Annotated in this window: 19 protein-coding genes; 13 read left to right on the top strand and 6 right to left on the bottom strand. The window is 67.9% G+C overall.

Translation table 11 applies throughout. The features are described 5' to 3' along the window. Nucleotides 1-38: 38 nt before the first annotated feature. From glpK to ACIQ5Y_RS06660, 3 genes are all read right to left on the bottom strand, one after another. Entirely contained in the window at nt 39-1,565 is a 1,527-nt protein-coding gene (gene glpK, locus ACIQ5Y_RS06650; protein ID WP_384758239.1) for a glycerol kinase GlpK, read from the bottom strand. 77 nt (nt 1,566-1,642) lie between these two features. Next, a complete protein-coding gene (locus tag ACIQ5Y_RS06655; RefSeq protein ID WP_385134096.1) occupies nt 1,643-2,425 on the bottom strand; it encodes an MIP/aquaporin family protein in 783 nt (260 codons plus the stop codon). Between the two features lie 333 nt (nt 2,426-2,758). Then, entirely contained in the window at nt 2,759-3,526 is a 768-nt protein-coding gene (locus tag ACIQ5Y_RS06660) for an IclR family transcriptional regulator (RefSeq protein ID WP_403875758.1), read from the bottom strand. A gap of 263 nt (nt 3,527-3,789) precedes the next feature. Here ACIQ5Y_RS06660 and metH point away from each other — a divergent pair, with 263 nt between their 5' ends. The 4 genes from metH to ACIQ5Y_RS06680 all read left to right on the top strand — a co-directional run bounded on the left by metH (nt 3,790) and on the right by ACIQ5Y_RS06680 (nt 11,868). Then, complete coding sequence (gene metH / locus ACIQ5Y_RS06665; protein ID WP_403875761.1) at nt 3,790-7,302, top strand: methionine synthase; 3,513 nt, start codon at nt 3,790-3,792, stop codon at nt 7,300-7,302. A gap of 114 nt (nt 7,303-7,416) precedes the next feature. Further along, complete coding sequence (locus ACIQ5Y_RS06670; protein WP_403875764.1) at nt 7,417-8,118, top strand: HAD family hydrolase; 702 nt, start codon at nt 7,417-7,419, stop codon at nt 8,116-8,118. A gap of 492 nt (nt 8,119-8,610) precedes the next feature. After that, complete coding sequence (locus tag ACIQ5Y_RS06675; RefSeq protein ID WP_403875767.1) at nt 8,611-10,215, top strand: ABC transporter substrate-binding protein; 1,605 nt, start codon at nt 8,611-8,613, stop codon at nt 10,213-10,215. 72 nt (nt 10,216-10,287) lie between these two features. Further along, a complete protein-coding gene (locus tag ACIQ5Y_RS06680; RefSeq protein WP_403875770.1) occupies nt 10,288-11,868 on the top strand; it encodes an ABC transporter substrate-binding protein in 1,581 nt (526 codons plus the stop codon). An 85-nt stretch (nt 11,869-11,953) separates the two neighbouring features. On the opposite strand, the gene ACIQ5Y_RS06685 is transcribed toward ACIQ5Y_RS06680, so the two are convergent. Together ACIQ5Y_RS06685 and ACIQ5Y_RS06690 are read right to left on the bottom strand one after the other, a co-directional pair. After that, complete coding sequence (locus ACIQ5Y_RS06685) at nt 11,954-12,634, bottom strand: response regulator (protein ID WP_376661339.1); 681 nt, start codon at nt 12,632-12,634, stop codon at nt 11,954-11,956. 61 nt (nt 12,635-12,695) lie between these two features. Beyond that, on the bottom strand, nt 12,696-13,703 hold the full coding sequence (locus ACIQ5Y_RS06690) for a RecB family exonuclease (RefSeq protein WP_403875773.1): 1,008 nt from the start codon (nt 13,701-13,703) through the stop codon (nt 12,696-12,698). Between the two features lie 233 nt (nt 13,704-13,936). Here ACIQ5Y_RS06690 and ACIQ5Y_RS06695 point away from each other — a divergent pair, with 233 nt between their 5' ends. From ACIQ5Y_RS06695 to ACIQ5Y_RS06705, 3 genes are all read left to right on the top strand, one after another. Continuing rightward, nucleotides 13,937-15,070, top strand: a complete 1,134-nt coding sequence (locus ACIQ5Y_RS06695) for a site-2 protease family protein (protein ID WP_403876531.1) — start codon at nt 13,937-13,939, stop codon at nt 15,068-15,070. Nucleotides 15,071-15,088: 18 nt separating this feature from the next. Beyond that, the gene (locus tag ACIQ5Y_RS06700) at nt 15,089-15,985 is read left to right on the top strand and encodes a tRNA (adenine-N1)-methyltransferase (protein ID WP_042814566.1); all 897 of its coding nucleotides are present in this window, start codon (nt 15,089-15,091) and stop codon (nt 15,983-15,985) included. A gap of 186 nt (nt 15,986-16,171) precedes the next feature. Then, nucleotides 16,172-16,759 carry a hypothetical protein gene (locus ACIQ5Y_RS06705; protein ID WP_403875776.1) on the top strand — a complete coding sequence of 196 codons (588 nt, stop codon included), beginning with the start codon at nt 16,172-16,174 and terminating at the stop codon, nt 16,757-16,759. A gap of 4 nt (nt 16,760-16,763) precedes the next feature. Here ACIQ5Y_RS06705 and ACIQ5Y_RS06710 read toward each other — a convergent pair whose 3' ends face one another. Beyond that, entirely contained in the window at nt 16,764-17,084 is a 321-nt protein-coding gene (locus tag ACIQ5Y_RS06710) for a ferredoxin (protein ID WP_403875779.1), read from the bottom strand. 264 nt (nt 17,085-17,348) lie between these two features. Between ACIQ5Y_RS06710 and arc the strand changes: the two genes are divergently transcribed. The 6 genes from arc to prcA all read left to right on the top strand — a co-directional run bounded on the left by arc (nt 17,349) and on the right by prcA (nt 23,517). Beyond that, a complete protein-coding gene (arc, locus tag ACIQ5Y_RS06715; RefSeq protein ID WP_403875782.1) occupies nt 17,349-19,115 on the top strand; it encodes a proteasome ATPase in 1,767 nt (588 codons plus the stop codon). Between the two features lie 267 nt (nt 19,116-19,382). Then, nucleotides 19,383-20,894: a depupylase/deamidase Dop gene (gene dop / locus ACIQ5Y_RS06720; RefSeq protein WP_403875785.1), complete on the top strand. Its 1,512-nt coding sequence runs from the start codon at nt 19,383-19,385 to the stop codon at nt 20,892-20,894. 185 nt (nt 20,895-21,079) lie between these two features. Then, nucleotides 21,080-21,292: a ubiquitin-like protein Pup gene (locus tag ACIQ5Y_RS06725; protein ID WP_133898495.1), complete on the top strand. Its 213-nt coding sequence runs from the start codon at nt 21,080-21,082 to the stop codon at nt 21,290-21,292. 41 nt (nt 21,293-21,333) lie between these two features. Then, nucleotides 21,334-21,921 (top strand): endonuclease VII domain-containing protein, encoded by a 588-nt coding sequence (locus ACIQ5Y_RS06730; RefSeq protein WP_403875788.1) that lies wholly within the window; start codon nt 21,334-21,336, stop codon nt 21,919-21,921. Continuing rightward, nucleotides 21,873-22,712 (top strand): proteasome subunit beta, encoded by an 840-nt coding sequence (gene prcB, locus ACIQ5Y_RS06735; protein WP_403875791.1) that lies wholly within the window; start codon nt 21,873-21,875, stop codon nt 22,710-22,712. Before ACIQ5Y_RS06730 ends, prcB begins: the two co-directional genes overlap by 49 nt. A 40-nt stretch (nt 22,713-22,752) precedes the next feature. After that, a complete protein-coding gene (gene prcA / locus ACIQ5Y_RS06740; RefSeq protein ID WP_403875794.1) occupies nt 22,753-23,517 on the top strand; it encodes a proteasome subunit alpha in 765 nt (254 codons plus the stop codon). The last annotated feature ends 10 nt before the right edge of the window (nt 23,518-23,527 follow it).

Here is a 23,527-nt window from a genome sequence, read left to right on the forward strand (position 1 = left end):
TCTCTTAGCTCCTCGTCGATAGCGTCGGCTGAGTGAGGTCAGCTGGCGTCTTCGTCGTCGACCCAGCCCATGGACCGCTCGACGGCCTTGAGCCAGCTCTTGTACTCGCGCTCCCGCTGCTCGGCGGGCATCCGCGGGGTCCACTCGGCCGCGCGGCGCCAGTTGGCGCGCAGGGCGTCGGTGTCGGGCCAGAAGCCGACGGCCAGGCCGGCGGCGTAGGCGGCGCCGAGGCAGGTGGTCTCGGCGACCATCGGGCGCACCACGGGGGCGTCCAGGAAGTCCGAGAGCGTCTGCATCAGCAGGTTGTTGGAGGTCATGCCGCCGTCGACCTTCAGGGCCGTGAGCTCCACGCCCGAGTCCTTGGTCATGGCGTCGGTGATCTCGCGGGTCTGCCAGGCGGTGGCCTCCAGGACGGCACGGGCGATGTGCGCCTTGGTGACGTACCGGGTGAGGCCGGCGATCACACCGCGGGCGTCGGAGCGCCAGTACGGGGCGAACAGGCCGGAGAAGGCCGGGACGAAGTAGGCGCCGCCGTTGTCCTCGACGGAGGAGGCCAGCGTCTCGATCTCGGCCGCGGACTTGATCAGGCCCATCTGGTCGCGCATCCACTGGACGAGCGAGCCGGTGACGGCGATGGAGCCCTCCAGCGCGTAGACCGGCTTCTGGTCGCCGATCTGGTAGCCGACCGTGGTCAGCAGGCCGCTGTAGGAGTTGATGATCTTGTCGCCGGTGTTCATCAGCATGAACGTTCCGGTGCCGTACGTGGACTTGGCCTCGCCCTCGGCGAAACAGGTCTGGCCGAACAGGGCGGCCTGCTGGTCTCCGAGCGCCGAGGCGACGGGGACACCGGCGAGGACGCCCTCCTTGACGTGGCCGTAGACCTCGGCGGAGGACTTGATCTCGGGGAGCACGTTGAGCGGGACGCCCATGGACTCGGCGATCTTCTCGTCCCAGGCCAGGGTGTGCAGGTTCATCAGCATGGTGCGCGAGGCGTTGGTCACGTCGGTGACGTGGTGACCGCCCTGGGCGCCGCCGGTCAGGTTCCAGATGACCCAGGAGTCCATGGTGCCGAAGAGGATGTCCCCGGCCTCGGCGCGCTCGCGCAGGCCCTCGACGTTGTCGAGCAGCCAGCGGACCTTCGGGCCGGCGAAGTAGCTCGCCAGCGGCAGGCCGGTCTCGCGGCGGAAGCGGTCCTGGCCGACGTTGCGGCCGAGCTCCTTGCACAGGGCGTCGGTGCGGGTGTCCTGCCAGACCAGCGCGTTGTGGACCGGCTCGCCGGTGTTCTTGTCCCACAGGACGGTGGTCTCGCGCTGGTTGGTGATGCCGACGGCCTTGACGTCGGCGGCGGTGATCTCGGCCTTGGCGATGGCCCCGGCGACGACCTCCTGGACGTTGGTCCAGATCTCGGTGGCGTCGTGCTCGACCCAGCCCGGCTTCGGGAAGATCTGCTCGTGTTCCTTCTGGTCGACGGCGACGATGCGGCCGTCGCGGTCGAAGACGATGCAGCGGGAGGAGGTGGTGCCCTGGTCGATCGCGGCGATGAAGGGGCCGGTGCTGCTGGTCATGTGGCTGCTCCTGGCAGGTCTATGAGTAGGCGGAATCAGGATGCGGTGCGGATCTTACGAGCGCGGGCCGATGCTGATCAGGCGAACGCGATGTTGTACAGACCGCCGGCGAGCGCGGCACCGACGAGCGGGCCGACGACCGGGATCCAGGAGTACCCCCAGTCCGAGCCGCCCTTGTTGGGCAGCGGGAGCAGGGCGTGCACGATGCGGGGGCCGAGGTCGCGCACCGGGTTGATGGCGTAGCCGGTCGGACCGCCCAGCGAGAGGCCGATGCCGACGACCACGAAGGAGGTGATCAGGACGCCGATGACACCGAGGCCCTTGCCGCCGTCCTGGAGACCCTGGGTGAGGATCGCGATGACCAGGACGAAGGTGCCGATGATCTCCGTGGCGAGGTTCTGGACCACGTTGCGGATCTCGGGGCCGGTGGAGAAGATGCCGAGCACCGGGCCGGCGACGTCGTGCGGGTGCGGGTCCTCGGGACCGAGCCGCGCGTCCTTGATGTTCTCCGGGTCCGCCAGGTGCACGCGGAACTGGCCGTAGTACGTGATCCACATCAGGACCGCGCCGAGCATGGCGCCGAGCAGCTGCCCCGCGAAGTACACGGGGACGTCACCCCACTCGCCGGTCTTGATCGCGATGCCGACCGTGACCGCCGGGTTGAGGTGCGCGCCGGAGAGCGGTGCGGAGACGTAGGCGGCGATCAGGACCGCGAAGCCCCAGCCGAAGGTGATCGCGAGCCAGCCCGCGCCGCGGGCCTTGGAGCTCTTGAGCGTGAGGGCGGCGCACACGCCACCGCCGAGCAGAGTGAGCAGGGCGGTACCGATGGTCTCGCCGATGAAGATGTCGGAGCTGGACACCCGCGACTCCTTTGTCTTACGTCCAGGGGTGGGCGGAACCGGGTACCTCCGGTGGTTCCGCGCACTCGGTGAGTGCTGCACCGGTCCTTGGCTTGTCACACCCTAACGCGTATTGCCGGTAGGTGTTCGACATTGCCGACCGATGAACGGCAGTTTTCCGCCTGTGTGAAGAACCCGTCAAGGCCTGGCCAGGTCAAAGAACCGGATCGTTACCACTCGGTACGATCGACCAAATCCGGCCAATCCATGATCAGTAAACGACAAAACCCACCCATATGCAGCCTGAAGCCGCACCGGGTGGGTCTTGGATGGGTCGAACGAGTCAGGTCAAGCTCAGAACCGGCCTGCCCCCAGGTCGCGTGAAACCGACCGCGCGCAGTCCCGCACGGAGGCCACCAGGGCCGCCCGAGGCTCCCCGGAATCCCCGCAGACCCGCTCCACGGCCCCCGCCACGGCGACCGCGCCGACCGGCATCCTGCGCCGGTCGTGGATCGGCGCCGCGACCGAGGCGATGCCCTCCCAGGTCTCCTCCACGTCGGAGGCCCAACCGCGCGCCCGCGTCAGCCCGAGGACCTCCTCGAACCCGATCGCGTCCGTGACCGTACGTGGAGTGAACGCCTCGCGCTCCACCTCCAGGGCCTCCGTGTGCGCCACCGGGTCATAGGCGGACAGCACCTTGCCCAGCGCCGTGGAGTGCAGCGGCTGCATGGCCCCCACCTCCAGCACCTGGCGGCTGTCGTCGGGCCGGAACACGTGGTGCATGATCAGCACCCCGCTCTTGTGCAGCACCCCCACGTACACGCTCTCGCCGCTCGCCCGGGCCAGATCGTCCGTCCACACCAGGGCGCGGGCGCGCAGCTCGTGCACGTCCAGATAGCTGTTGCCCAGGCGCAGCAGCTCGGCGCCCAGTTGGTAGCGGCCCGAGGCCGGGTCCTGCTCGACGAAACCCTCCGCCTGCAGGGTGCGCAGAATGCCGTGCGCCGTGCCCTTGGCCAGGCCCAGGGCGGACGCCACGTCCGACAGTCCCAGCCGGCGCTCCCCGCCCGCCAGAAGTCGCAGCATCGCAGCGGCTCGTTCGAGCGACTGGATGTTCCGTGCCATCGCGCAGCCTCCTGCTGACGTAGTTCGACAATGCTGAACACTATCGGTCGATGCCGACCTTTTGCATGGTGAGGCCCGTCCCACCGCGAACCCCGGCCCCCACCCCACCCGACACACCCCGTCGGACGTCCCGCGCACAGGATGCAGTCCGCCACGTGGGACGACCGCACCGGGGCAGGTCCACACGGTTACCCTGGCCGAGTGCACCCTTGACGAAGAGGGGGTGCAAAGCCGACAGCCGTCGCATCCCAGGGAGCATCACCATGGCTTCGTTGCCGAACCCGCCCGCAGACACGCCGACCCGGGTCGCCGCCCTCCGAGAGGCACTCGCCACCCGCGTGGTCGTCGCCGACGGCGCCATGGGAACGATGCTCCAGGCCCAGGACCCCTCGATGGACGACTTCCAGCAGCTCGAAGGCTGCAACGAGGTCCTCAACATCACCCGGCCCGACATCGTGCGCACGGTCCACGAAGCGTACTTCTCGGTGGGTGTCGACTGCGTCGAAACGAACACCTTCGGTGCGAACTACGCGGCCCTGGCCGAGTACGACATCGCCGAACGCAACTTCGAGCTGTCGGAGGCGGGCGCCCGGATCGCCCGCCAGGTCGCCGACGAGTTCACCGCCTCGACCGGCCGGCAGCGCTGGGTGCTCGGCTCCATGGGCCCGGGAACCAAGCTGCCCACGCTCGGGCACATCACGTACGACAAGATCCGCGACGCCTACCAGGAGAACGCGGAGGGCCTGCTGTCCGGCGGCTCCGACGCGCTGATCGTGGAGACCACGCAGGACCTGCTGCAGACCAAGTCGTCGATCATCGGCGCCCACCGCGCCATGGACCGGCTGGGCATCAGCGTCCCGCTGATCTGCTCGGTGACGGTGGAGACGACCGGCACGATGCTGCTGGGCTCGGAGATCGGTGCGGCGCTGACCGCGTTGGAGCCGCTGGGCATCGACATGATCGGTCTGAACTGCGCGACCGGTCCGGCGGAGATGAGCGAGCACCTGCGCTACCTCGCCCGCAACTCCCGCGTCCCGATCTCCTGCATGCCCAATGCCGGCCTGCCCGTCCTGACGAAGGACGGCGCGCACTACCCGCTGTCCGCCTCCGAGCTGGCCGACGCCGAGGAGACCTTCGTCCGCGAGTACGGTCTCTCGCTCGTCGGTGGCTGCTGCGGCACGACCCCCGAGCACCTGCGGCAGGTGGTGGAGCGGGTCCGCGGCATGGTTCCGACCGTGCGTGATCCGCGTCCGGAGCCGGGTGCGGCGTCGCTGTACCAGACGGTGTCGTTCCGGCAGGACACCTCGTACATGGCGATCGGTGAGCGGACGAACGCGAACGGGTCGAAGAAGTTCCGCGAGGCGATGCTGGAAGCGCGCTGGGACGACTGCGTGGAGATGGCGCGGGACCAGATCCGCGAGGGCGCGCACATGCTGGACCTGTGCGTGGACTACGTGGGCCGTGACGGTGTCGCGGACATGCAGGAACTCGCCGGCCGGTTCGCGACCGCCTCCACCCTCCCGATCGTCCTGGACTCCACCGAGGTCCCGGTGATCCAGGCGGGCCTGGAGAAGCTGGGTGGTCGCGCGGTCATCAACTCGGTGAACTACGAGGACGGCGACGGCCCCGAATCCCGCTTCGCGAAGGTCACGCGTCTCGCGCAGGAGCACGGCGCGGCGCTGATCGCGCTGACCATCGACGAGGAGGGCCAGGCCCGCACCGTCGAGCACAAGGTCGCCATCGCCGAGCGCCTCATCGAGGACCTGACGTCGAACTGGGGCATCCGCGAGTCGGACATCCTCATCGACACCCTGACCTTCACGATCTGCACCGGGCAGGAAGAGTCGCGCAAGGACGGCATCGCCACGATCGAGTCGATCCGCGAGCTCAAGCGCCGCCACCCCGATGTCCAGACGACGCTGGGCCTGTCGAACATCTCCTTCGGCCTCAACCCGGCCGCCCGCATCCTGCTGAACTCGGTCTTCCTCGACGAGTGCGTCAAGGCCGGCCTCGACTCCGCCATCGTCCACGCCTCGAAGATCCTGCCGATCGCCCGCTTCGACGAGGAACAGGTCAACACCGCCCTCGACCTGATCTACGACCGTCGTGAGGGCGACTACGACCCCCTCCAGAAGCTGATGGCCCTCTTCGAGGGCGTCAACACCAAGTCCCTCAAGGCCGGGAAGGCCGAGGAACTCCTCGCCCTCCCGCTGGAGGAACGCCTCCAGCGCCGCATCATCGACGGCGAGAAGAACGGGCTGGAAGCCGACCTCGACGAGGCCCTCCAGGAACGACCCGCCCTGAACATCGTCAACGACACCCTTCTTGAGGGCATGAAGGTCGTCGGCGAGCTCTTCGGCTCCGGTCAGATGCAGCTGCCGTTCGTGCTCCAGTCCGCCGAGGTGATGAAGACCGCGGTGGCCTACCTGGAGCCGCACATGGAGAAGTCGGACGCGGAGGGCAAGGGCACGATCGTGCTGGCCACCGTCCGCGGCGATGTCCACGACATCGGCAAGAACCTCGTCGACATCATCCTCACCAACAACGGCTACAACGTCGTCAACATCGGCATCAAGCAGCCGGTCTCCGCGATCCTCGAAGCGGCGCAGGAGCACAAGGCCGACGTCATCGGCATGTCCGGTCTCCTCGTCAAGTCGACCGTGATCATGAAGGAGAACCTTCAGGAGCTCAACCAGCGCAAGCTGGCCGCCGACTACCCGGTGATCCTCGGCGGCGCCGCGCTCACCCGCGCCTACGTCGAGCAGGACCTCCACGAGATCTACGAGGGCGAGGTCCGCTACGCCCGCGACGCCTTCGAAGGCCTGCGCCTCATGGACGCCCTGATCGCCGTCAAGCGTGGGGTGCCGGGTGCGGCTCTGCCGGAGCTGAAGCAGCGGCGTGTCGCCAAGCGGGACACGCCCGTCCTCCAGGTGGAGGAGGCCGACGAGCCGGGCGGGCGTTCCGACGTGGCCGTGGACAATCCGGTGCCCGCGCCGCCGTTCTGGGGCACCCGTGTGATCAAGGGGATCCCGCTCAAGGACTACGCCTCCTGGCTGGACGAGGGCGCCCTGTTCAAGGGGCAGTGGGGCCTGAAGCAGGCCCGGGCGGGCGGCGCGACGTACGAGGAGCTCGTCGAGAGCGAGGGCCGTCCGCGGCTGCGCGGGCTGCTGGAGAAGCTCCACACCGACAACCTCCTCGAGGCGGCCGTCGTCTACGGCTACTTCCCCTGCGTCTCCAAGGGCGAGGACCTGATCATCCTCGATGAGGCCGGCAACGAGCGGACCCGCTTCACCTTCCCCCGCCAGCGTCGCGGGCGCCGCCTGTGCCTGGCGGACTTCTTCCGCCCGGAGGAGTCCGGCGAGACCGACGTCGTCGGCCTCCAGGTCGTCACCGTCGGTTCGAGGATCGGCGAGGCCACGGCCAAGCTGTTCGAGTCCGACTCCTACCGCGAGTACCTCGAACTGCACGGCCTGTCCGTGCAGCTCGCCGAGGCCCTGGCCGAGTACTGGCACGCCCGGGTCCGTGCGGAGCTCGGTTTCGGTGGTGAGGACCCGGCGAACGTCGAGGACATGTTCGACCTGAAGTACCGCGGCGCCCGCTTCTCGCTCGGTTACGGCGCCTGCCCGGACCTGGAGGACCGCGCGAAGATCGCCGATCTCCTCCAGCCGGAGCGGATCGGTGTCCACCTCTCGGAGGAGTTCCAGCTCCACCCCGAGCAGTCCACCGACGCGATCGTCATCCACCACCCCGAAGCGAAGTATTTCAACGCACGCTGAGGCGGATCGGCGTACACTGGTCGGTCCCAAACAGGCCGGTCACCTGTTCCCCGAGGGGGTATCCCCGCGGGCCGAGGTGACCGGCCTTGTCGTCCCCGGAGAAAGGCGTAACAGATGACCAGCACCGTTCCCGCCCCCGTCGCCCGCACGGCAGACGGGCATGCCCTGCAGGCGGTGCTGCTCGACATGGACGGCACCCTCGTGGACACCGAGGGCTTCTGGTGGGAGATCGAAGCGGAGATCTTCCACGAGCTGGGACACCGGCTCGACGAGTCCTGGCGCGACGTGGTCGTGGGCGGCCCCATGAGCCGCAGCGCGACCTTCCTGATCGAGGCCACCGGAGCCGCCATCGGCCTGGCCGAGCTCAGCGTTCTCCTCAACGAGCGCTTCGAGGCCCGCATCGCCGACCGCGTCCCGCTGATGCCCGGTGCCGAGCGGCTGCTGAGCGAACTGGCCCGGCACAACGTGCCCACCGCCCTCGTCTCCGCCTCACACCGCCGCGTCATCGACCAGGTCCTGCTCACCCTGGGCCGCGACCGCTTCACCATGACCGTCGCCGGGGACGAGGTCCCCCGCACGAAGCCGCACCCCGACCCGTACCTGCTCGCCGCGAGCACGCTGGGCGCGCACCCCTCCCGATGCGCCGTCATCGAGGACACCGCCACCGGTGTCGCCGCCGCGGAGGCCGCCGGCTGCCGGGTCGTGGCCATCCCCTCGGTCGGCAGTATCGATCCCGCACCGGGTCGGACGATCGTGAGCTCCCTGGAGGACGTGGACCTGGCCTTCCTGCGCTCCCTCATCGCCCCCATGAACTGAGCGCACACGCCAACACACGCTCCGTACCGAACGAAACACCCCCAGGCCCAAGGTCCTGCGGAAGAATCTTCCGCCAGAAGTGGCGGAGGCTGAAATTCCATGTCGTCCGGTGGGGTTGCCCCGGGTGACCTTGGTCACCCGTCACGGCCCCGACGGACCTGTCGCGAGGCCCCGACGCCTACCGCTCTGTCCGGATTGATCAGCTCCTGACCGAATCCGGACGGAGCGTCGCGTGAACAGCCGGTTCACTCCCGTCACGGTGCGATTACACCCCATGTCCGGCCAGTTCCAGCCATCCCGCCCCGGACCACTAGTGTCATTGCGGGCACTGCGCCGCACCTCAGCCGCCCCGGCCACACACCCTTGTCGCCGGGACCGCGTGGACCGATCGTCACTACACCGGCCCGATCGTTCCGCCCTGAACGGGCGACCGCCGCGAAGTGCCCTTCACACCGCTTTGAGCAAGTGCCGGTAACAGGGAGTACTTCCAGCATGAACCGCAAGACCATGGTGCTGACGGCCGCGGCCGGACTGCTCACCCCCACGCTGGCCGCATGCGGCACCGCGACCGGCGGAGGAGCAGGATCCGGAGCGATCACCGTCGGAACCACCGACCGGTTCGAGGCCGCCGAATACGCCCCCGCCCCGTTCGACCCGGCGTACGCCTACGACGCCGGCGCCTGGAACGTCCTGCGACAGACCGTCCAGACGCTGATGCACACCCCGCGCGGCGGCGGTCAGCCCGTCCCCGAAGCCGCCTCCGACTGCCGCTTCACCGACACCGGCAACGAGAGCTACCGCTGCACCCTGCGCCCCGGCCTCAAGTTCGCCTCCGGTGACCCCGTCACGGCCAAGGACGTCAAGTTCTCCATCGACCGCGTCCGCACCATCAAGGACGAGAACGGTCCCTCCTCGCTCCTGGCCAACATCGACTCCGTCGAGGCGAAGGCCGCCGACACCGTCGTCTTCCACCTGAAGACCCCGGACGCGACCTTCCCGTACAAGCTCTCCACCCCCGCCGCCGGCATCGTCAGCGAGAAGAACTACGACGCCAAGAAGCTCCGCGAGGGCTTCGCCGTGGACGGCTCCGGCCCGTACACGATGAAGGCCGAAGTCAGGAACAACCAGCTCGTCCGCGCCGTCTTCAGCAAGAACCCCCACTACAAGGGCGACCTCAAGCCGCAGAACGACAAGGCCGAACTGCGCACCTTCGCCGACTCCACGGCCATGGGCAAGGCACTCGCCGACGGGAAGATCGACATGATCTCCCGCACCCTGTCGCCCGCCCAGATCACCGAGCTCTCCACCAAGCCCCCCAAGGGCGTCAAGCTCACCCCGCTGTCCGGCCTGGAGATCCGCTACCTCGGCTTCAACACCGACGCCCCCGTCGCCAAGGAAAAGGCCGTACGCCAGGCGCTGGCCGCCGCCGTGGACCGCAACGCCCTCATCGACAAGGTCTACGGCAAGGCCGCCCAGCCCCTCTACTCGCTGGTCCCCACCACGGTCACCGGCCACGTCAACTCCTTCTTCAACAAGTACGGCGACGCCAACACCGCCAAGGCCGCCACCCTGCTGAAGGACGCCGGGATCAAGACCCCGGTCAAGCTCACCCTGAACTACACCAACGACCACTACGGCGACGGCACCGCGGCCGAGTTCGAAGCCCTCAAGGCCCAGCTGAACTCCACCCAGCTGTTCGACATCACCGTCCAGGGCAGCGACTGGGCCGACTTCCGCCCCGCGCAGAAGAAGGGCGACCACGCCGCCTACGGACTGGGCTGGTTCCCCGACTACCCCGACGCCGACAACTTCCTCGCCCCGTTCCTGGAGCAGGACAACTTCCTGGGCACCCCGTACGCCAACGCCGCCGTACGCACCCGCCTCATCCCCGAATCCCGGCGCGCCGCCGACCGCACCGTCGCCGTCCCCGCGATCACGGAAATGCAGGACATCGTCGCCGAGGACGTACCCGTCCTGCCCCTGTGGCAGGGCAAGCAGTACGTCGCCGCACGCGACGGGATCACCGGAGTGGAGTGGTCGGTCAACGCCATCTCCGACCTCCAGCTGTGGGAGCTCGGCCGCGGCGTAAGCGGCTGACGCACACGAACAACCGGCAGCGGGTGTCGCGGGCCGGCCCGACGAATCTGTTCGACTGAGAAGGACGTAACCGTGAATCGACGTAACCAGTGGCTGGCGGCACCGCTCGGCGCAGCCACCGCCGCCGCGCTGCTCAGCGGTTGCGGCTCGACCGATGGCTCCAACACCGGCAGCGGCAAGGGCGTGGTCATGGGCATATCCGACAAGGTGAAGGCCACCGACCCGGCCTCGGGCTACGACCCCGGCTCCTGGGTGCTCTTCAACAACGTCTTCCAGTCGCTCCTCAGCTTCCCCAAGGGCGGCACCATCCCCGAGCCCGACGCGGCGGAATCCTGCGGCTTCGAGGGCGCCGACAGCAAGACCTACAAGTGCACCCTGCGCAGCGGCCTGAAGTTCAGCAACGGCCACGGCCTCACCTCGAAGGACGTCAAGTACTCCTTCGAGCGCACCCTGAAGATCAACGACGAGAACGGCCCCGCCGTCATGCTCGCGTCGATCGGCTCCATCGAGGCCCCCGACGACAAGACCGTCGTCTTCCACCTCAAGAACTCCGACGCGACCTTCCCCAGCAAGATCGCCTCGGGTGCGGGCTCCATCGTCGACCACGCCGAATACCCGGCCGACAAGCTCCGCACCGACGGCAAGGCCATCGGCTCCGGCGTCTACAAGCTGGACTCCATCAACGACAAGAGCGCGAGCTTCTCCGTCAACGAGTCCTACACCGGCAAGGCCAAGGTGCGGAACTCCGGCGTCACCATGAAGTTCTACAACGACGACCAGGCGGCCCTGAAGAAGGTCCTCGAAAGCGGAGACGTCGACTTCGCCTTCCGCGGCCTCGCCGCCAAGGACATCGCCGGCCTCTCCGCCAACACCGGGGACAAGAAGGTCGAGGTCGTCCAGGGCACCGGCGCCGAGGTCCAGCACCTCGTCTTCAACATGAACGACCCGGTCGCCGGAAAGATCCACGTCCGCAAGGCCATGGCCTACCTCGTCGACCGCGAAGCCCTGGTCAAGGAGGTCTACCAGGGAACCGCGACCTCCCTCTACTCGATCGTCCCGGCCGGCATCGCCTCCCACACCACGCCCTTCTTCGACCGCTACGGCGGCAGCCCCCAGCTGGAGAAGGCCAAGGCCGTCCTGCGCGCCGCGAACGTCAAGGACAAGGTCAAGGTCACCCTGTACTCGACGCCCACCCGCTACGGCCCCTCCACCGACCAGGAACTCCAGCTCATCGCCAAGCAGCTGAACGACAGCGGTCTCTTCGAAGCCGACGTCAAGTCCGTCGAGTTCGACCAGTACGAGAAGGACATCCAGGCCGGCAAGTACGGCGTGTACGTCAAGGGCTGGGTGCCCGACTACCCGGACGCCGACAACTTCACCCAGCCGTTCTTCGGCCCCGACAACGTCCTCGGCAACAACTACGACAACAAGGAGATCACCGGGACCATCATCCCGTCGACCTCCGCCAAGGCCGACCGCACCGCCGCCAACACGGACTACAACCGCCTCCAGGACATCGTCGCCGACGAGATCCCGATCCTCCCGCTCTGGCAGGGCAAGCAGTACGCCGTCACCCGCCCGAACGTGACCGGCCTGCAGTGGTCCCTCGACGCGTCGACCGTCTTCCGCTTCTGGGAGATCCGCAAGGGCTGACCCCCACCCCCGAAGCACGAACGGGCCGGCAGCCGCACCACGCGGCCGCCGGCCCGTTCGCCGTACACCGAAACCCGAAGAAGCCCTACTGGCCCTGGCCCGCCCCCGGACGCACCAGACCGCTCTCGTACGCGTACACCGCCGCCTGCACCCGGTCCCGCAGCCCCAGCTTCGTCAGCACGTGCCCCACATGCGTCTTCACCGTGGTCTCGCTCACGAACAGGTCCGCCGCGATCTCCGCGTTCGACAACCCCCGCGCCACCAGCTTCAACACCTCGACCTCCCGCTCGGTCAACGTGCCCAGGGTGTCCGGCACGCGCTCCTCACCCGAAGGCAAGTGACCCGCGTACTTGTCCAGCAGCCGCCGCGTGATGCTCGGCGCGAGCATCGCCTCGCCGCCCGCCACCACCCGGATCGCCTGCACCAGCTCATTGGCCGGCGCATCCTTCAGCAGGAACCCGCTCGCCCCCGCCCGCAGCGCCTCCACCACGTACTCGTCCAGATCGAACGTGGTCAGCACCAGCACCTTCGCCGGACCGTCCCGGCCCGGACCCGTGATCTGCCGGGTCGCCTCCACCCCGTCCATCCGCGGCATCCGGATGTCCATCAGCACCACGTCCGGCTGGAGCGCCCGCACCTGATCCAGCGCCTGCAGACCGTCCCCGGCCTCACCGACCACAGCGAGGTCCTCCTCGGCCTCCAGGATCATCCGGAAGCCGGTGCGCAGCAGCGGCTGGTCATCGACCAGAAGGACGCGGATCGCCACGGGGTCTACCTCGTATTCGTACGGTCGCTTCGACGGACGCCGCCCATTCTGCCCTGACCGTCTAGCGGGGGATGATCGTCAGAGGATAGGCCGGGGGAGTACCCCCGAACTCCGGACACACCGCCTGATGATCACACCAGCCGCACAGCTTCGTCGGCCGCGGCCTCCAGTCACCCGACTCCGTCGCCTCCCGGATCGCCTCCCACAACGCGTGCAGCTTGCGCTCCACCCGCTCCAGATCCTCCACCACCGGGTCGTACGTCAGCACCTCACCGCTGCCCAGGTACACCAGCTGCAACCGCCGCGGCACGACCTGCTTCAGCCGCCACACCACCAGCGCGTAGAACTTCATCTGGAACAAAGCACCCTCGGCATACTCCGGCCGCGGCGCCTTGCCCGTCTTGTAGTCGACGATCCGCACCTCACCCGTCGGCGCCACGTCCACCCGGTCGATGATCCCGCGCAGCCGAAGCCCCGACGCGAGCTCCGTCTCCACGAAGAACTCCCGCTCCACCGGCTCCAGCCGCGTCGGGTCCTCCAACGTGAACCACCGCTCCACCAGCGCCTCGGCCTCCGTCAGCCACCGAGCTAGCCCCGCGCCCTCGTCCCCTTGCGGAAACAGGTCCGCCAGCTCGGGCTTCGACTCCAACAGCCGCTCCCACTGCCCGGGAATCAACGCCTTCGCCACCGGAGCCGTCCGCTCCGCCGCGGGATGGTCGAAAAGCCGCTCCAGCACCGCGTGCACCAGCGTTCCGCGCGTCGCAGCCGCACTCGGCTTCTCCGGCAGCTTGTCGATCACCCGGAACCGGTACAGCAGCGGACACCGCATGAAATCGCTCGCTCGCGAAGGGGAGAGCGAAGTCGGCGCCACAGCGCCCGACGCCGCAACGCCCCCCGCACCATCACCGGCTTCCACCCCGCCACCAGGACAGGCCTGCGCGCCGTCACCGGCACCCGCCCCGGCTTCCACCCCGGCTTCCACCCCGGCACCGCCATCGGCACCGGCGCCGGCAGCGCCATCGGCACCCGCACCGGCATCCGCGAAAGGGGCATCCGAGCTCGTAGTCATGCACAAAACCCTACGACCCGCCACCGACAGCCCGCGCCATACCATCGACGCCGGACCCCCTCGCACTGCATGATCGGAGCATCACAACCCGCTACACACCGGCTAAAGCACCACCAGAACCACACCTGAACCACACTGGAAACAACAGCACCGACCGAAGGACAGCCGTGGCAGACACCGACGAAACCGGCGAGCGCGCGAACCGGCGCTCCGGACCGGGCGGCGGAATCCTCATGGGCCGCCCCTTCGGCGTGCCCGTCTACGTCTCGTCCAGCTGGTTCCTGGTCGCCGCCCTCATCACCTGGGTCTTCGGCAACCAGCTCGACCGCGTCCTGCCCGAGCTCGGACCCGTCCGCTACCTCGTCTCCCTCTTCTTCGCCGTCGCCTTCTACGCCTCCGTCCTCGTCCACGAACTCGCCCACACCGTGGCCGCCCTCCGCTTCAAACTCCCCGTCCGCCGCATCCAGCTCCAGTTCTTCGGCGGCGTCTCCGAAATCGAGAAGGAATCCGAGACCCCCGGCCGCGAATTCGTCCTCGCCTTCGTCGGCCCCCTCCTCTCCCTCCTCCTCGCCGGAGCCTTCTACCTCGGCATGAAGGCCGTCGACCCCGCGACCGTCCCCGGCGTCCTCCTCGCCGGACTGATGATCTCCAACCTCCTCGTCGCGGCCTTCAACCTCCTCCCCGGCCTCCCCCTCGACGGCGGCCGCATGCTCCGCGCCGTCATCTGGGGCATCACCGGCAAACCCATGACCGGCACCATCGCCGCCGCCTGGATCGGCCGCGCCCTCGCCGTCACCGTCCTCCTCGGCCTCCCCCTCCTCACCCAGACCGGCACCCTCGGCAACCGCGGCGACGACATCGGCGGCATGAACACCGTCATGGACGCGCTCCTCGCCGCCATCCTCGCCGCCATCATCTGGACCGGAGCCGGCAACAGCCTCCGCATGGCCCGCCTGCGCGAACACCTCCCCGAACTGCGCGCCCGCACCCTCACCCGCCGCGCCATCCCCGTCGAGAACACCACCCCCCTCTCCGAAGCCCTCCGACGGGCCAACGAAGCAGGCGCCCGCGCCCTCGTCGTCGTCGACGGCCACGGAGACCCCACCGCCATCGTCCGCGAAACCGCCATCGCCTCCATCCCCGAACACCGCCGCCCCTGGGTCGCCGTCAGCACCCTTGCCCAGGACCTCACCGACGGCATGAAGGTTTCCGCGGACCTCGCCGGCGAAGAACTCCTCGACCACCTCCGCGCCACCCCCGCCACCGAATACCTCGTCCTCGAACCCACCGGCGAGATCTACGGCGTCCTCTCCACCCTCGACGTCGAAAAAGCCTTCGTGAAAGCCATGGCACGGCCCCAGTCCTGAAGCCAATACACTGGTCACATGTCCGAACCGACCGGTGCCGCCCGCCGACGCGGGCCCTTCGAGGTCGGGGACCAGGTACAGCTGACCGACCCCAAGGGCCGCCACTACACGTTCACGCTCGAAGCAGGGAAGAACTTCCACACCCACAAGGGTTCCTTCCCGCACGACGAGCTGATCGGCGCACCCGAGGGCAGCGTTGTCCGCACCACCGGCAACGTCGCCTACCTCGCGCTGCGCCCCCTGCTCCCCGACTATGTCCTGTCCATGCCCCGCGGCGCCGCCGTGGTCTACCCCAAGGACGCCGGCCAGATCCTGGCCTTCGCCGACATCTTCCCCGGCGCCCGCGTCGTGGAAGCAGGCGTCGGCTCCGGCTCCCTGAGCAGCTTCCTGCTGCGCGCCATCGGCGACCAGGGCATGCTCCACAGCTACGAGCGCCGCGCGGACTTCGCCGAGATCGCCACCGCCAACGTGGAGCGCTACTTCGGCGGCCCCCACCCGGCATGGAAGCTCACCGTCGGCGACCTCCAGGACAACCTGGACGAAACCGACGTCGACCGCGTCATCCTCGACATGCTCGCCCCCTGGGAGTGCCTCGAGGCGGTCAAGAAGGCCCTCGTCCCCGGCGGCATCCTCTGCTGCTACGTGGCCACCACCACCCAGCTGTCCAAGACCGTCGAGTCCATCCGCGAGATCGGCTGCTTCGCCGAACCGCAGCCCTGGGAATCGATGATCCGCAACTGGCACGTCGAAGGCCTCGCGGTCCGCCCCGACCACCGCATGATCGGCCACACCGGCTTCCTCGTCACCGCCCGACGCCTCGCCGACGGCGTCGAGCCCCCCATGCGCCGCCGCCGCCCCGCCAAGGGCGCCTACGGCGAGGACTACGAAGGACCCGGCAGCGACCGCTCCGCGTAACCACCCCGCACACCCAACACGAAGGCGCTGTGGCGCAGTTCCCCCCAAAGCACGGGAACTGCGCCACAGCGCCTTTTCGTTGTCGGGTCAAACGCCCCGCCAGAGCCGGACCCGGACGTTCCACCATCGTGTGAGGTATGGCACGATGCTGGCTCCCCGTCACCCCTCGCACAGGAGACACCCAGCGTGCTGCACAGCCCCGCCGAGCTGACGCCGACATCGGACACCCTGGGACACACCCGCACCAGGCCCGTCCACTGGATCGCCACCGCATCCGCCATGGCCGCCGTCATAGCCGGCGCGGGACTTCTCCAACCGGCCGCCGCCGGAACCGCCACACGGCCCGCCGAAGGCCCCCAGGCGACCGCCCCCGACCCGGCCGGGGTCACCTACCCCCTCGACTGCAAGGGCGCCCCCCAGAACGTCACCGCCACCGCCCAGGGCGACCTCGACGGCGACGGCCGCCCCGAAACCGTCGCGGCGGTCCGCTGCGACGCCGGATCCGGCACCCCGCCCCACGCCATCTACGTACTCGTCCAGGACCGCACCGCGGGAGCCCGCCCCCGCGTCGTCGCCACCCTGCTCGAAGCCGCCCAGCGCAAGACCGCCACCGACCTCACCGTGCGCGACGGAGTCGTCACGGCCGGCCTCGTCGGCTACTCCTCACCCGACGTCCCGCGCTACAGCCCCGACCTCAAACAGCGCGCCAAGTGGCGCTGGAGCGACGGAAAATTCCGCCAGGAGCTGACGGACTCGGCCGCCAGGAGTGTTTGAACCCTCACTCCGCGTCCGGGCCGAACACTTCCACCCGGTCCGAAACCCGCCTCACATGGATGCAGTCACCCGGACATTCCTTCGCCGAATCGACCACGTCCTGCAACAGCACCAGCGGAACCGGAGTCGTCGCCCCCGCCTCCTGCAGCAGCTCGTCGTCCGCACCCTTCACATACGCCAGACCATCGATGTCCAGCTCGAACACCTCCGGCGCGTACTGCACACAGATGCCGTCCCCGGTGCACAGGTCCTGGTCGATCCAGACCTCGAGAGGCTCGCCCGATCCGCCCGCGACGCCCGCCGGAGCCTCCTGCTGCACGGTCATATCTCCTGCCGTTCCCTGCCCTGAGTGATCCATCCCGGTCACAACTCGCGGCAAGTCGCGCGAGCCCTGACGGGTGTTGAACAGTTCGACCTTACAACCGGCCGCTTTCAGATGTTGATGGGTGGGTATTTCCTTGGCGTGAGGGAGTACGCAAGGGTGAAGATCGGACACGCCTCTACCGTCTTTGTGATCTAGGGGTTTCAATCACCACCAGCCCAGGTAGGGTCAGGAAGCGTCCAGCTCCCCTTGGAGGAGGTGAGGACCGTGGCAGCCCACGACGACGACATCAACCGCGGCATCCGGCCCGGGCGAGGGTCTGAGGACCCCGCCGGCCAGGTTGCCTATCTCGAGCAGGAAATCGCCGTCCTGCGCCGCAAGCTCGCCGACTCTCCGCGACACACGAGGATTCTCGAAGAGCGGATCGTCGAGCTTCAGACAAACCTGGCCGGCGTCTCCGCACAGAACGAACGACTCGCGAATACCCTCCGTGAGGCCCGCGACCAGATCGTCGCCCTCAAGGAGGAAGTCGACCGGCTCGCACAGCCACCGGCCGGCTTCGGCGTCTTCCTGCAAGCCAACGAGGACGGCACCGTCGACATCTTCACCGGAGGCCGAAAGCTCCGCGTGAACGTCAGCCCCAGCGTCGACCCGGAAGACCTCCGGCGCGGCCAGGAAGTCATGCTCAACGAAGCGCTCAACGTGGTCGAGGCCATGGAATTCGAGCGGGCCGGGGACATCGTCACCCTCAAGGAAATCCTCGAGGACGGCGAGCGCGCCCTGGTCGTCGGGCACACCGACGAGGAAAGGGTGGTGAGGCTCGCCGAGCCGCTCCTGGACATCACCATCCGCCCCGGCGACGCCCTCCTGCTCGAACCCCGCTCCGGCTACGTCTACGAAGTGGTCCCCAAGAGCGAGGTCGAAGACCTCGTCCTCGAAGAGGTCCCCGACATCGACTACGACAAGATCGGCGGCCTGGGCGACCAGATCGAGCTGATCCGCGACGCGGTCGAGCTCCCGTACCTCTACCCCGACCTCTTCAAGGAGCACGAACTGCGGCCCCCGAAGGGCATCCTGCTCTACGGCCCGCCCGGCTGCGGCAAGACGCTCATCGCCAAGGCCGTCGCCAACTCCCTTGCCAAGAAGGTCGCCGAGGTGACCGGACAGGCAGCAGGAAAGTCCTACTTCCTGAACATCAAGGGACCCGAACTCCTCAACAAGTACGTCGGCGAGACCGAGCGGCACATCCGCCTCGTCTTCCAGCGTGCCCGCGAAAAGGCCAGCGAGGGCACCCCCGTCATCGTCTTCTTCGACGAGATGGAATCCCTCTTCCGCACCCGCGGATCCGGCGTCAGCTCGGACGTGGAGAACACCATCGTCCCCCAGCTGCTCGCCGAGATCGACGGCGTGGAAGGCCTGGAGAACGTCATCGTCATCGGCGCCTCCAACCGCGAAGACATGATCGACCCGGCCATCCTGCGCCCCGGACGCCTCGACGTGAAGATCAAGATCGAGCGCCCGGACGCCGAAGCCGCCAAGGACATCTTCGCCAAGTACCTCAAGGCCTCGCTGCCCCTGCACACGGACGACCTGTCCGAACACCAGGACTCCCCGGCCGGCACCGTCCACAGCATGATCCAGACAGTCGTCGAGCAGATGTACGCCGAAACCGAGGAAAACCGCTTCCTCGAGGTCACGTACGCCAACGGCGACAAGGAAGTCCTCTACTTCAAGGACTTCAACTCCGGCGCCATGATCCAGAACATCGTGGACCGGGCCAAGAAGATGGCCATCAAGGCCTTCCTCGAACACAACCAGAAGGGCCTCCGGGTCTCCCACCTCCTCCAGGCATGCGTGGACGAGTTCAAGGAGAACGAGGACCTTCCCAACACCACCAACCCGGACGACTGGGCCCGAATCTCCGGAAAGAAGGGCGAGCGGATCGTATTCATCCGCACCCTCGTCACCGGAAAGCAAGGCGCGGACACCGGACGCTCCATCGACACGGTGGCAAACACCGGTCAGTACCTCTGACCAAGCGGAGCGGCTGCGGATGCCCTCCCCGGGCATCCGCAGCCGACTGCTTTACCGGCCGATTTTCAGCCGGTGACGAGGCCAATTCAATGACGGAAATGATCTCCCCACGAGTGCGAAGTGGTTCTACGCTCTTCCTTACCGCCGCCGGACGCGCAGTGCGGGGACGGGCACCGCACAGGAACAGGCACAGGCACGCGCACCGGAGCACCAGCGGTACTTGAGCGCCGCTCCCGACGAGGAGCGCCGCCGGGCAAGGAGGGCCGCATGACCGTACGGCGAGTAATGGGGATCGAGACGGAGTACGGGATCTCCGTCCCGGGCCACCCGAACGCCAATGCCATGCTCACCTCGTCCCAGATCGTCAACGCCTACGCGGCGGCGATGCACCGGGCGCGCCGCGCCCGCTGGGACTTCGAGGAGGAGAATCCGCTGCGGGACGCCAGGGGCTTCGACCTCGCCCGCGAGGCCGCGGACAACAGCCAGCTCACCGACGAGGACATCGGCCTCGCCAACGTCATCCTCACCAACGGCGCACGGCTCTACGTCGACCACGCACACCCGGAATACAGCTCCCCGGAGATCACCAACCCGCTCGACGCCGTCCTCTGGGACAAGGCCGGCGAGCGGATCATGGCCGAGGCCGCCGTACGCGCCGCCCAGCTGCCCGGCGCCCAGCCGATCCACCTCTACAAGAACAACACCGACAACAAGGGCGCCTCCTACGGCACGCACGAGAACTACCTGATGAAGCGGGAAACCCCCTTCTCGGAGATCGTGCGCCACCTGACCCCCTTCTTCGTCTCCCGCCAGGTCGTCACCGGCGCCGGACGCGTGGGCATCGGCCAGGACGGCCGCGAGCACGGCTTCCAGATCAGCCAGCGAGCGGACTACTTCGAGGTCGAGGTCGGCCTGGAGACCACCCTCAAGCGCCCCATCATCAACACCCGCGACGAGCCCCACTCCGACGCCGAGAAGTACCGCCGGCTCCACGTGATCATCGGAGACGCGAACCTCTCCGAGATCTCGACGTACCTGAAGCTGGGCACGACCTCGCTGGTCCTCGGGATGATCGAGGACGGGTTCATCAGCGTCGACCTGGCCGTCGACCAGCCCGTACGCACCCTCCACCAGGTCTCCCACGACCCGGACCTGCAACATCTGATCACCCTGCGCAGCGGCCGCACCCTCACCGCCGTGCAACTGCAGATGGAGTACTTCGAGCTGGCCAGGAAGTACGTGGACGAGCGGTACGGCTCCGACGCGGACGACCAGACCAAGGACGTCCTGGCCCGCTGGGAGGACGTCCTGGGGCGGCTGGAGACCGACCCGATGAGCCTGTCGGGGGAGCTGGACTGGATCGCCAAGCGGGAGATCCTGGAGGGCTACCGGCGCCGTGACGGCCTGGAGTGGGACGCGGCCCGGTTGCACCTGGTGGACCTCCAGTACTCGGACGTACGGCCCGAGAAGGGCCTGTACAACCGCCTGGTGGCCCGCGGCAAGATGAAGCGACTGGTGGACGAGCCGGCGGTGGAGCGGGCGGCCGCCAAGCCCCCGGAGGACACCCGGGCCTACTTCCGCGGCCGCTGCCTGGAGCAGTACGCGGACGACGTGGCGGCGGCCTCCTGGGACTCGGTGATCTTCGACCTCCCGGGCCGGGATTCGCTCCAGCGGGTCCCGACCATGGAACCCCTGAGGGGGACCCGGAACCACGTCAAGGAGCTCCTGGACCGCTGCCGCACGGCGGAGGACCTGGTGCGGGTGCTTTCCGGTCAGTGAAGTGGTGTCTTCGGGGCCTGAAAGGGCCCCGGTCCGGGAATCATGAAATCAGCCGGACGTTATGAAAGTGCGGGGACGAATGTCGGACCCTCCTTGTAGGGTCCGGCGTAGGGTCTGATCTTGAGAGATCCCGAATCCCGGGGTCTCTCGACATGAGCGTGCGAACCGAGCGGGGTGAGGTAGACATGGCGACCAAGGACACCGGCGGCGGACAGCAGAAGGCGCAGCGCTCGACCGAGGAGGTCGAGGAGGCTGCGGTCGAGGAATCGACCGATCTCAAGGAGCGGCAGGAGAAGCTCTCCGACGACGTCGACTCGGTTCTTGACGAGATTGACGATGTCCTCGAGGAGAATGCTGAGGACTTCGTGCGGTCGTTCGTTCAGAAAGGTGGCCAGTAAGGCCATTTGACCTTCGAATCGAAGGTGGGGGGCAAGAGTAAGTGTCCGAGGGTACGAAGCGGTGTTCGCGCTGCAAGCAGGACAAACCGCGGGGGGAGTTCGCGAACAACCGCTCGGCGGCCGACGGCTTACAGGCCTACTGCCGCGTGTGTTGGGCCGAGTACTACAAGGCCCGGCAGGAGGCAAAGGGGCGGACGGTGCGGGCCAAGGTGGACGTGCCGTCCGGTCACAAACGGTGTCCGCAGTGCGAAGAGATCAAGCCGCACTCGGAATGGGAGCCCAACAAAACCACCTCGGACGGATGGTCCAGCTACTGCCGTTCGTGCCGGGCGAAGCGCAACAGGGCGAGTTACTTCATGCGGAGGTACGGAATTACCGAGGCTGAGCGCGACGAGATGATCGCCGCTCAGGGTGGCGTGTGCGTGATCTGCCGAGATGCCCCCGCCGAGCACGTTGATCACGATCATCAGACGGGTAAGGTCCGAGGCGTACTGTGCTTCAGCTGCAACGCAGCCCTGGGGCAGTTCAAGGATCGGCCGGACGTCATACGGCGTGCAGCCGCTTACGTGGAAGGAAACCTGTGGAACCCAACACTCGTAGCACAGGGCGTCTACCGGCAGCCTTCCTGACGCCGGGGTCGTCGTCCTTCATGGACTTCCTGGGTGCGCACTCGCCCGAGATGCTCCCCGGGAACCGCAAGCTCCCGGAAGGTGTCGTCGAGGCGCCGCACGGCACCACCATCGTCGCCGCCACCTTCCCCGGAGGGGTCGTGCTCGCCGGTGACCGGCGGGCGACCATGGGGAACATGATCGCGCAGCGGGACATCGAGAAGGTGTTCCCGGCCGACGAGTACTCCGCGGTGGGCATCGCCGGTACGGCCGGCCTGGCCGTGGAGATGGTGAAGCTGTTCCAGCTGGAGCTGGAGCACTTCGAGAAGGTCGAGGGGACGACCCTCTCCCTGGAGGGCAAGGCGAACCGGCTGTCCACCATGATCCGGAGCAATCTGGGCATGGCCATGCAAGGTCTGGCCGTCGTGCCGCTCTTCGCGGGTTACGACGAGGCCAAGGAGAAGGGCCGGATCTTCTCCTACGACGTGACCGGCGGCCGCTCCGAGGAGCACGGCTACGCCGCCACCGGATCGGGCTCGATCTTCGCCCGCGGTTCGATGAAGAAGCTCTTCCGCCCGGATCTGACGGAGGAGCAGGCCACCACGCTGGTCGTGCAGGCCCTCTACGACGCCGCCGACGACGACTCGGCGACGGGCGGTCCGGACCTGTACCGCCACATCTACCCCATCGTCACCGTCATTACCGACGAGGGCTTCCGCAGGCTGGATGACGACGAGTCGCAGGCACTCGCCCGCAAGGTGACGGACCGCCGGCTCCAGGAGCCCGACGGTCCGCGCGCCGCCCTGCTCTGACCTGTCCGCTCGTCGCCCAGAAGAAAGGGACGGAAAGCCGGTGTCGACTCCGTTCTATGTGTCACCCCAGCAGGCCATGGCCGACCGGGCGGAATACGCCCGGAAGGGCATCGCCCGCGGTCGCAGCCTTGTCGTGATCCAGTACGCCGACGGCATCGTGTTCGTCGGCGAGAACCCGTCCCGTGCGCTGCACAAGTTCAGCGAGATCTACGACCGGATCGGCTTCGCGGCCGCCGGCAAGTACAACGAGTACGAGAACCTGCGGATCGGCGGTGTGCGGTACGCGGATCTGCGTGGATACACCTACGACCGTGACGATGTGACGGCCCGTGGGCTGGCGAACGTGTACGCGCAGACGCTCGGCACGATCTTCTCCAGTGCGGGTGAGAAGCCGTACGAGGTGGAGTTGGTCGTCGCCGAGGTGGGGGCCACCGCTGCGGGGGACCAGATCTACCGGCTTCCGCATGACGGTTCGATCGTCGACGAGCACGGTTCGGTTGCCGTTGGCGGTAATGCCGAGCAGATCAGCACGTACCTGGATCAGCGTCACCAGGACGGGATGACCCTGTCCGAGGCGCTGAAGCTGGCGGTGCAGGCGCTGTCCAGCCAGGCGAACAGTGCGGACAAGACGATTCCGGCCGAGCGGCTGGAGGTCGCGGTGCTGGACCGTACGCGGTCGCAGCAGCGGAAGTTCAAGCGGATCCGTGGTCGGCAGCTGTCGCGGCTGCTGGAGGCGGAGGTTCCGGCGGCGGCTCAGGCCGATGCCGTGTCGAACGACGAGGCGCCGGAGGACGACGCCGAGTAGGAGTGATGTG

This window comes from Streptomyces sp. NPDC096339 (assembly GCF_044762985.1).
Classification (GTDB): domain Bacteria; phylum Actinomycetota; class Actinomycetes; order Streptomycetales; family Streptomycetaceae; genus Streptomyces.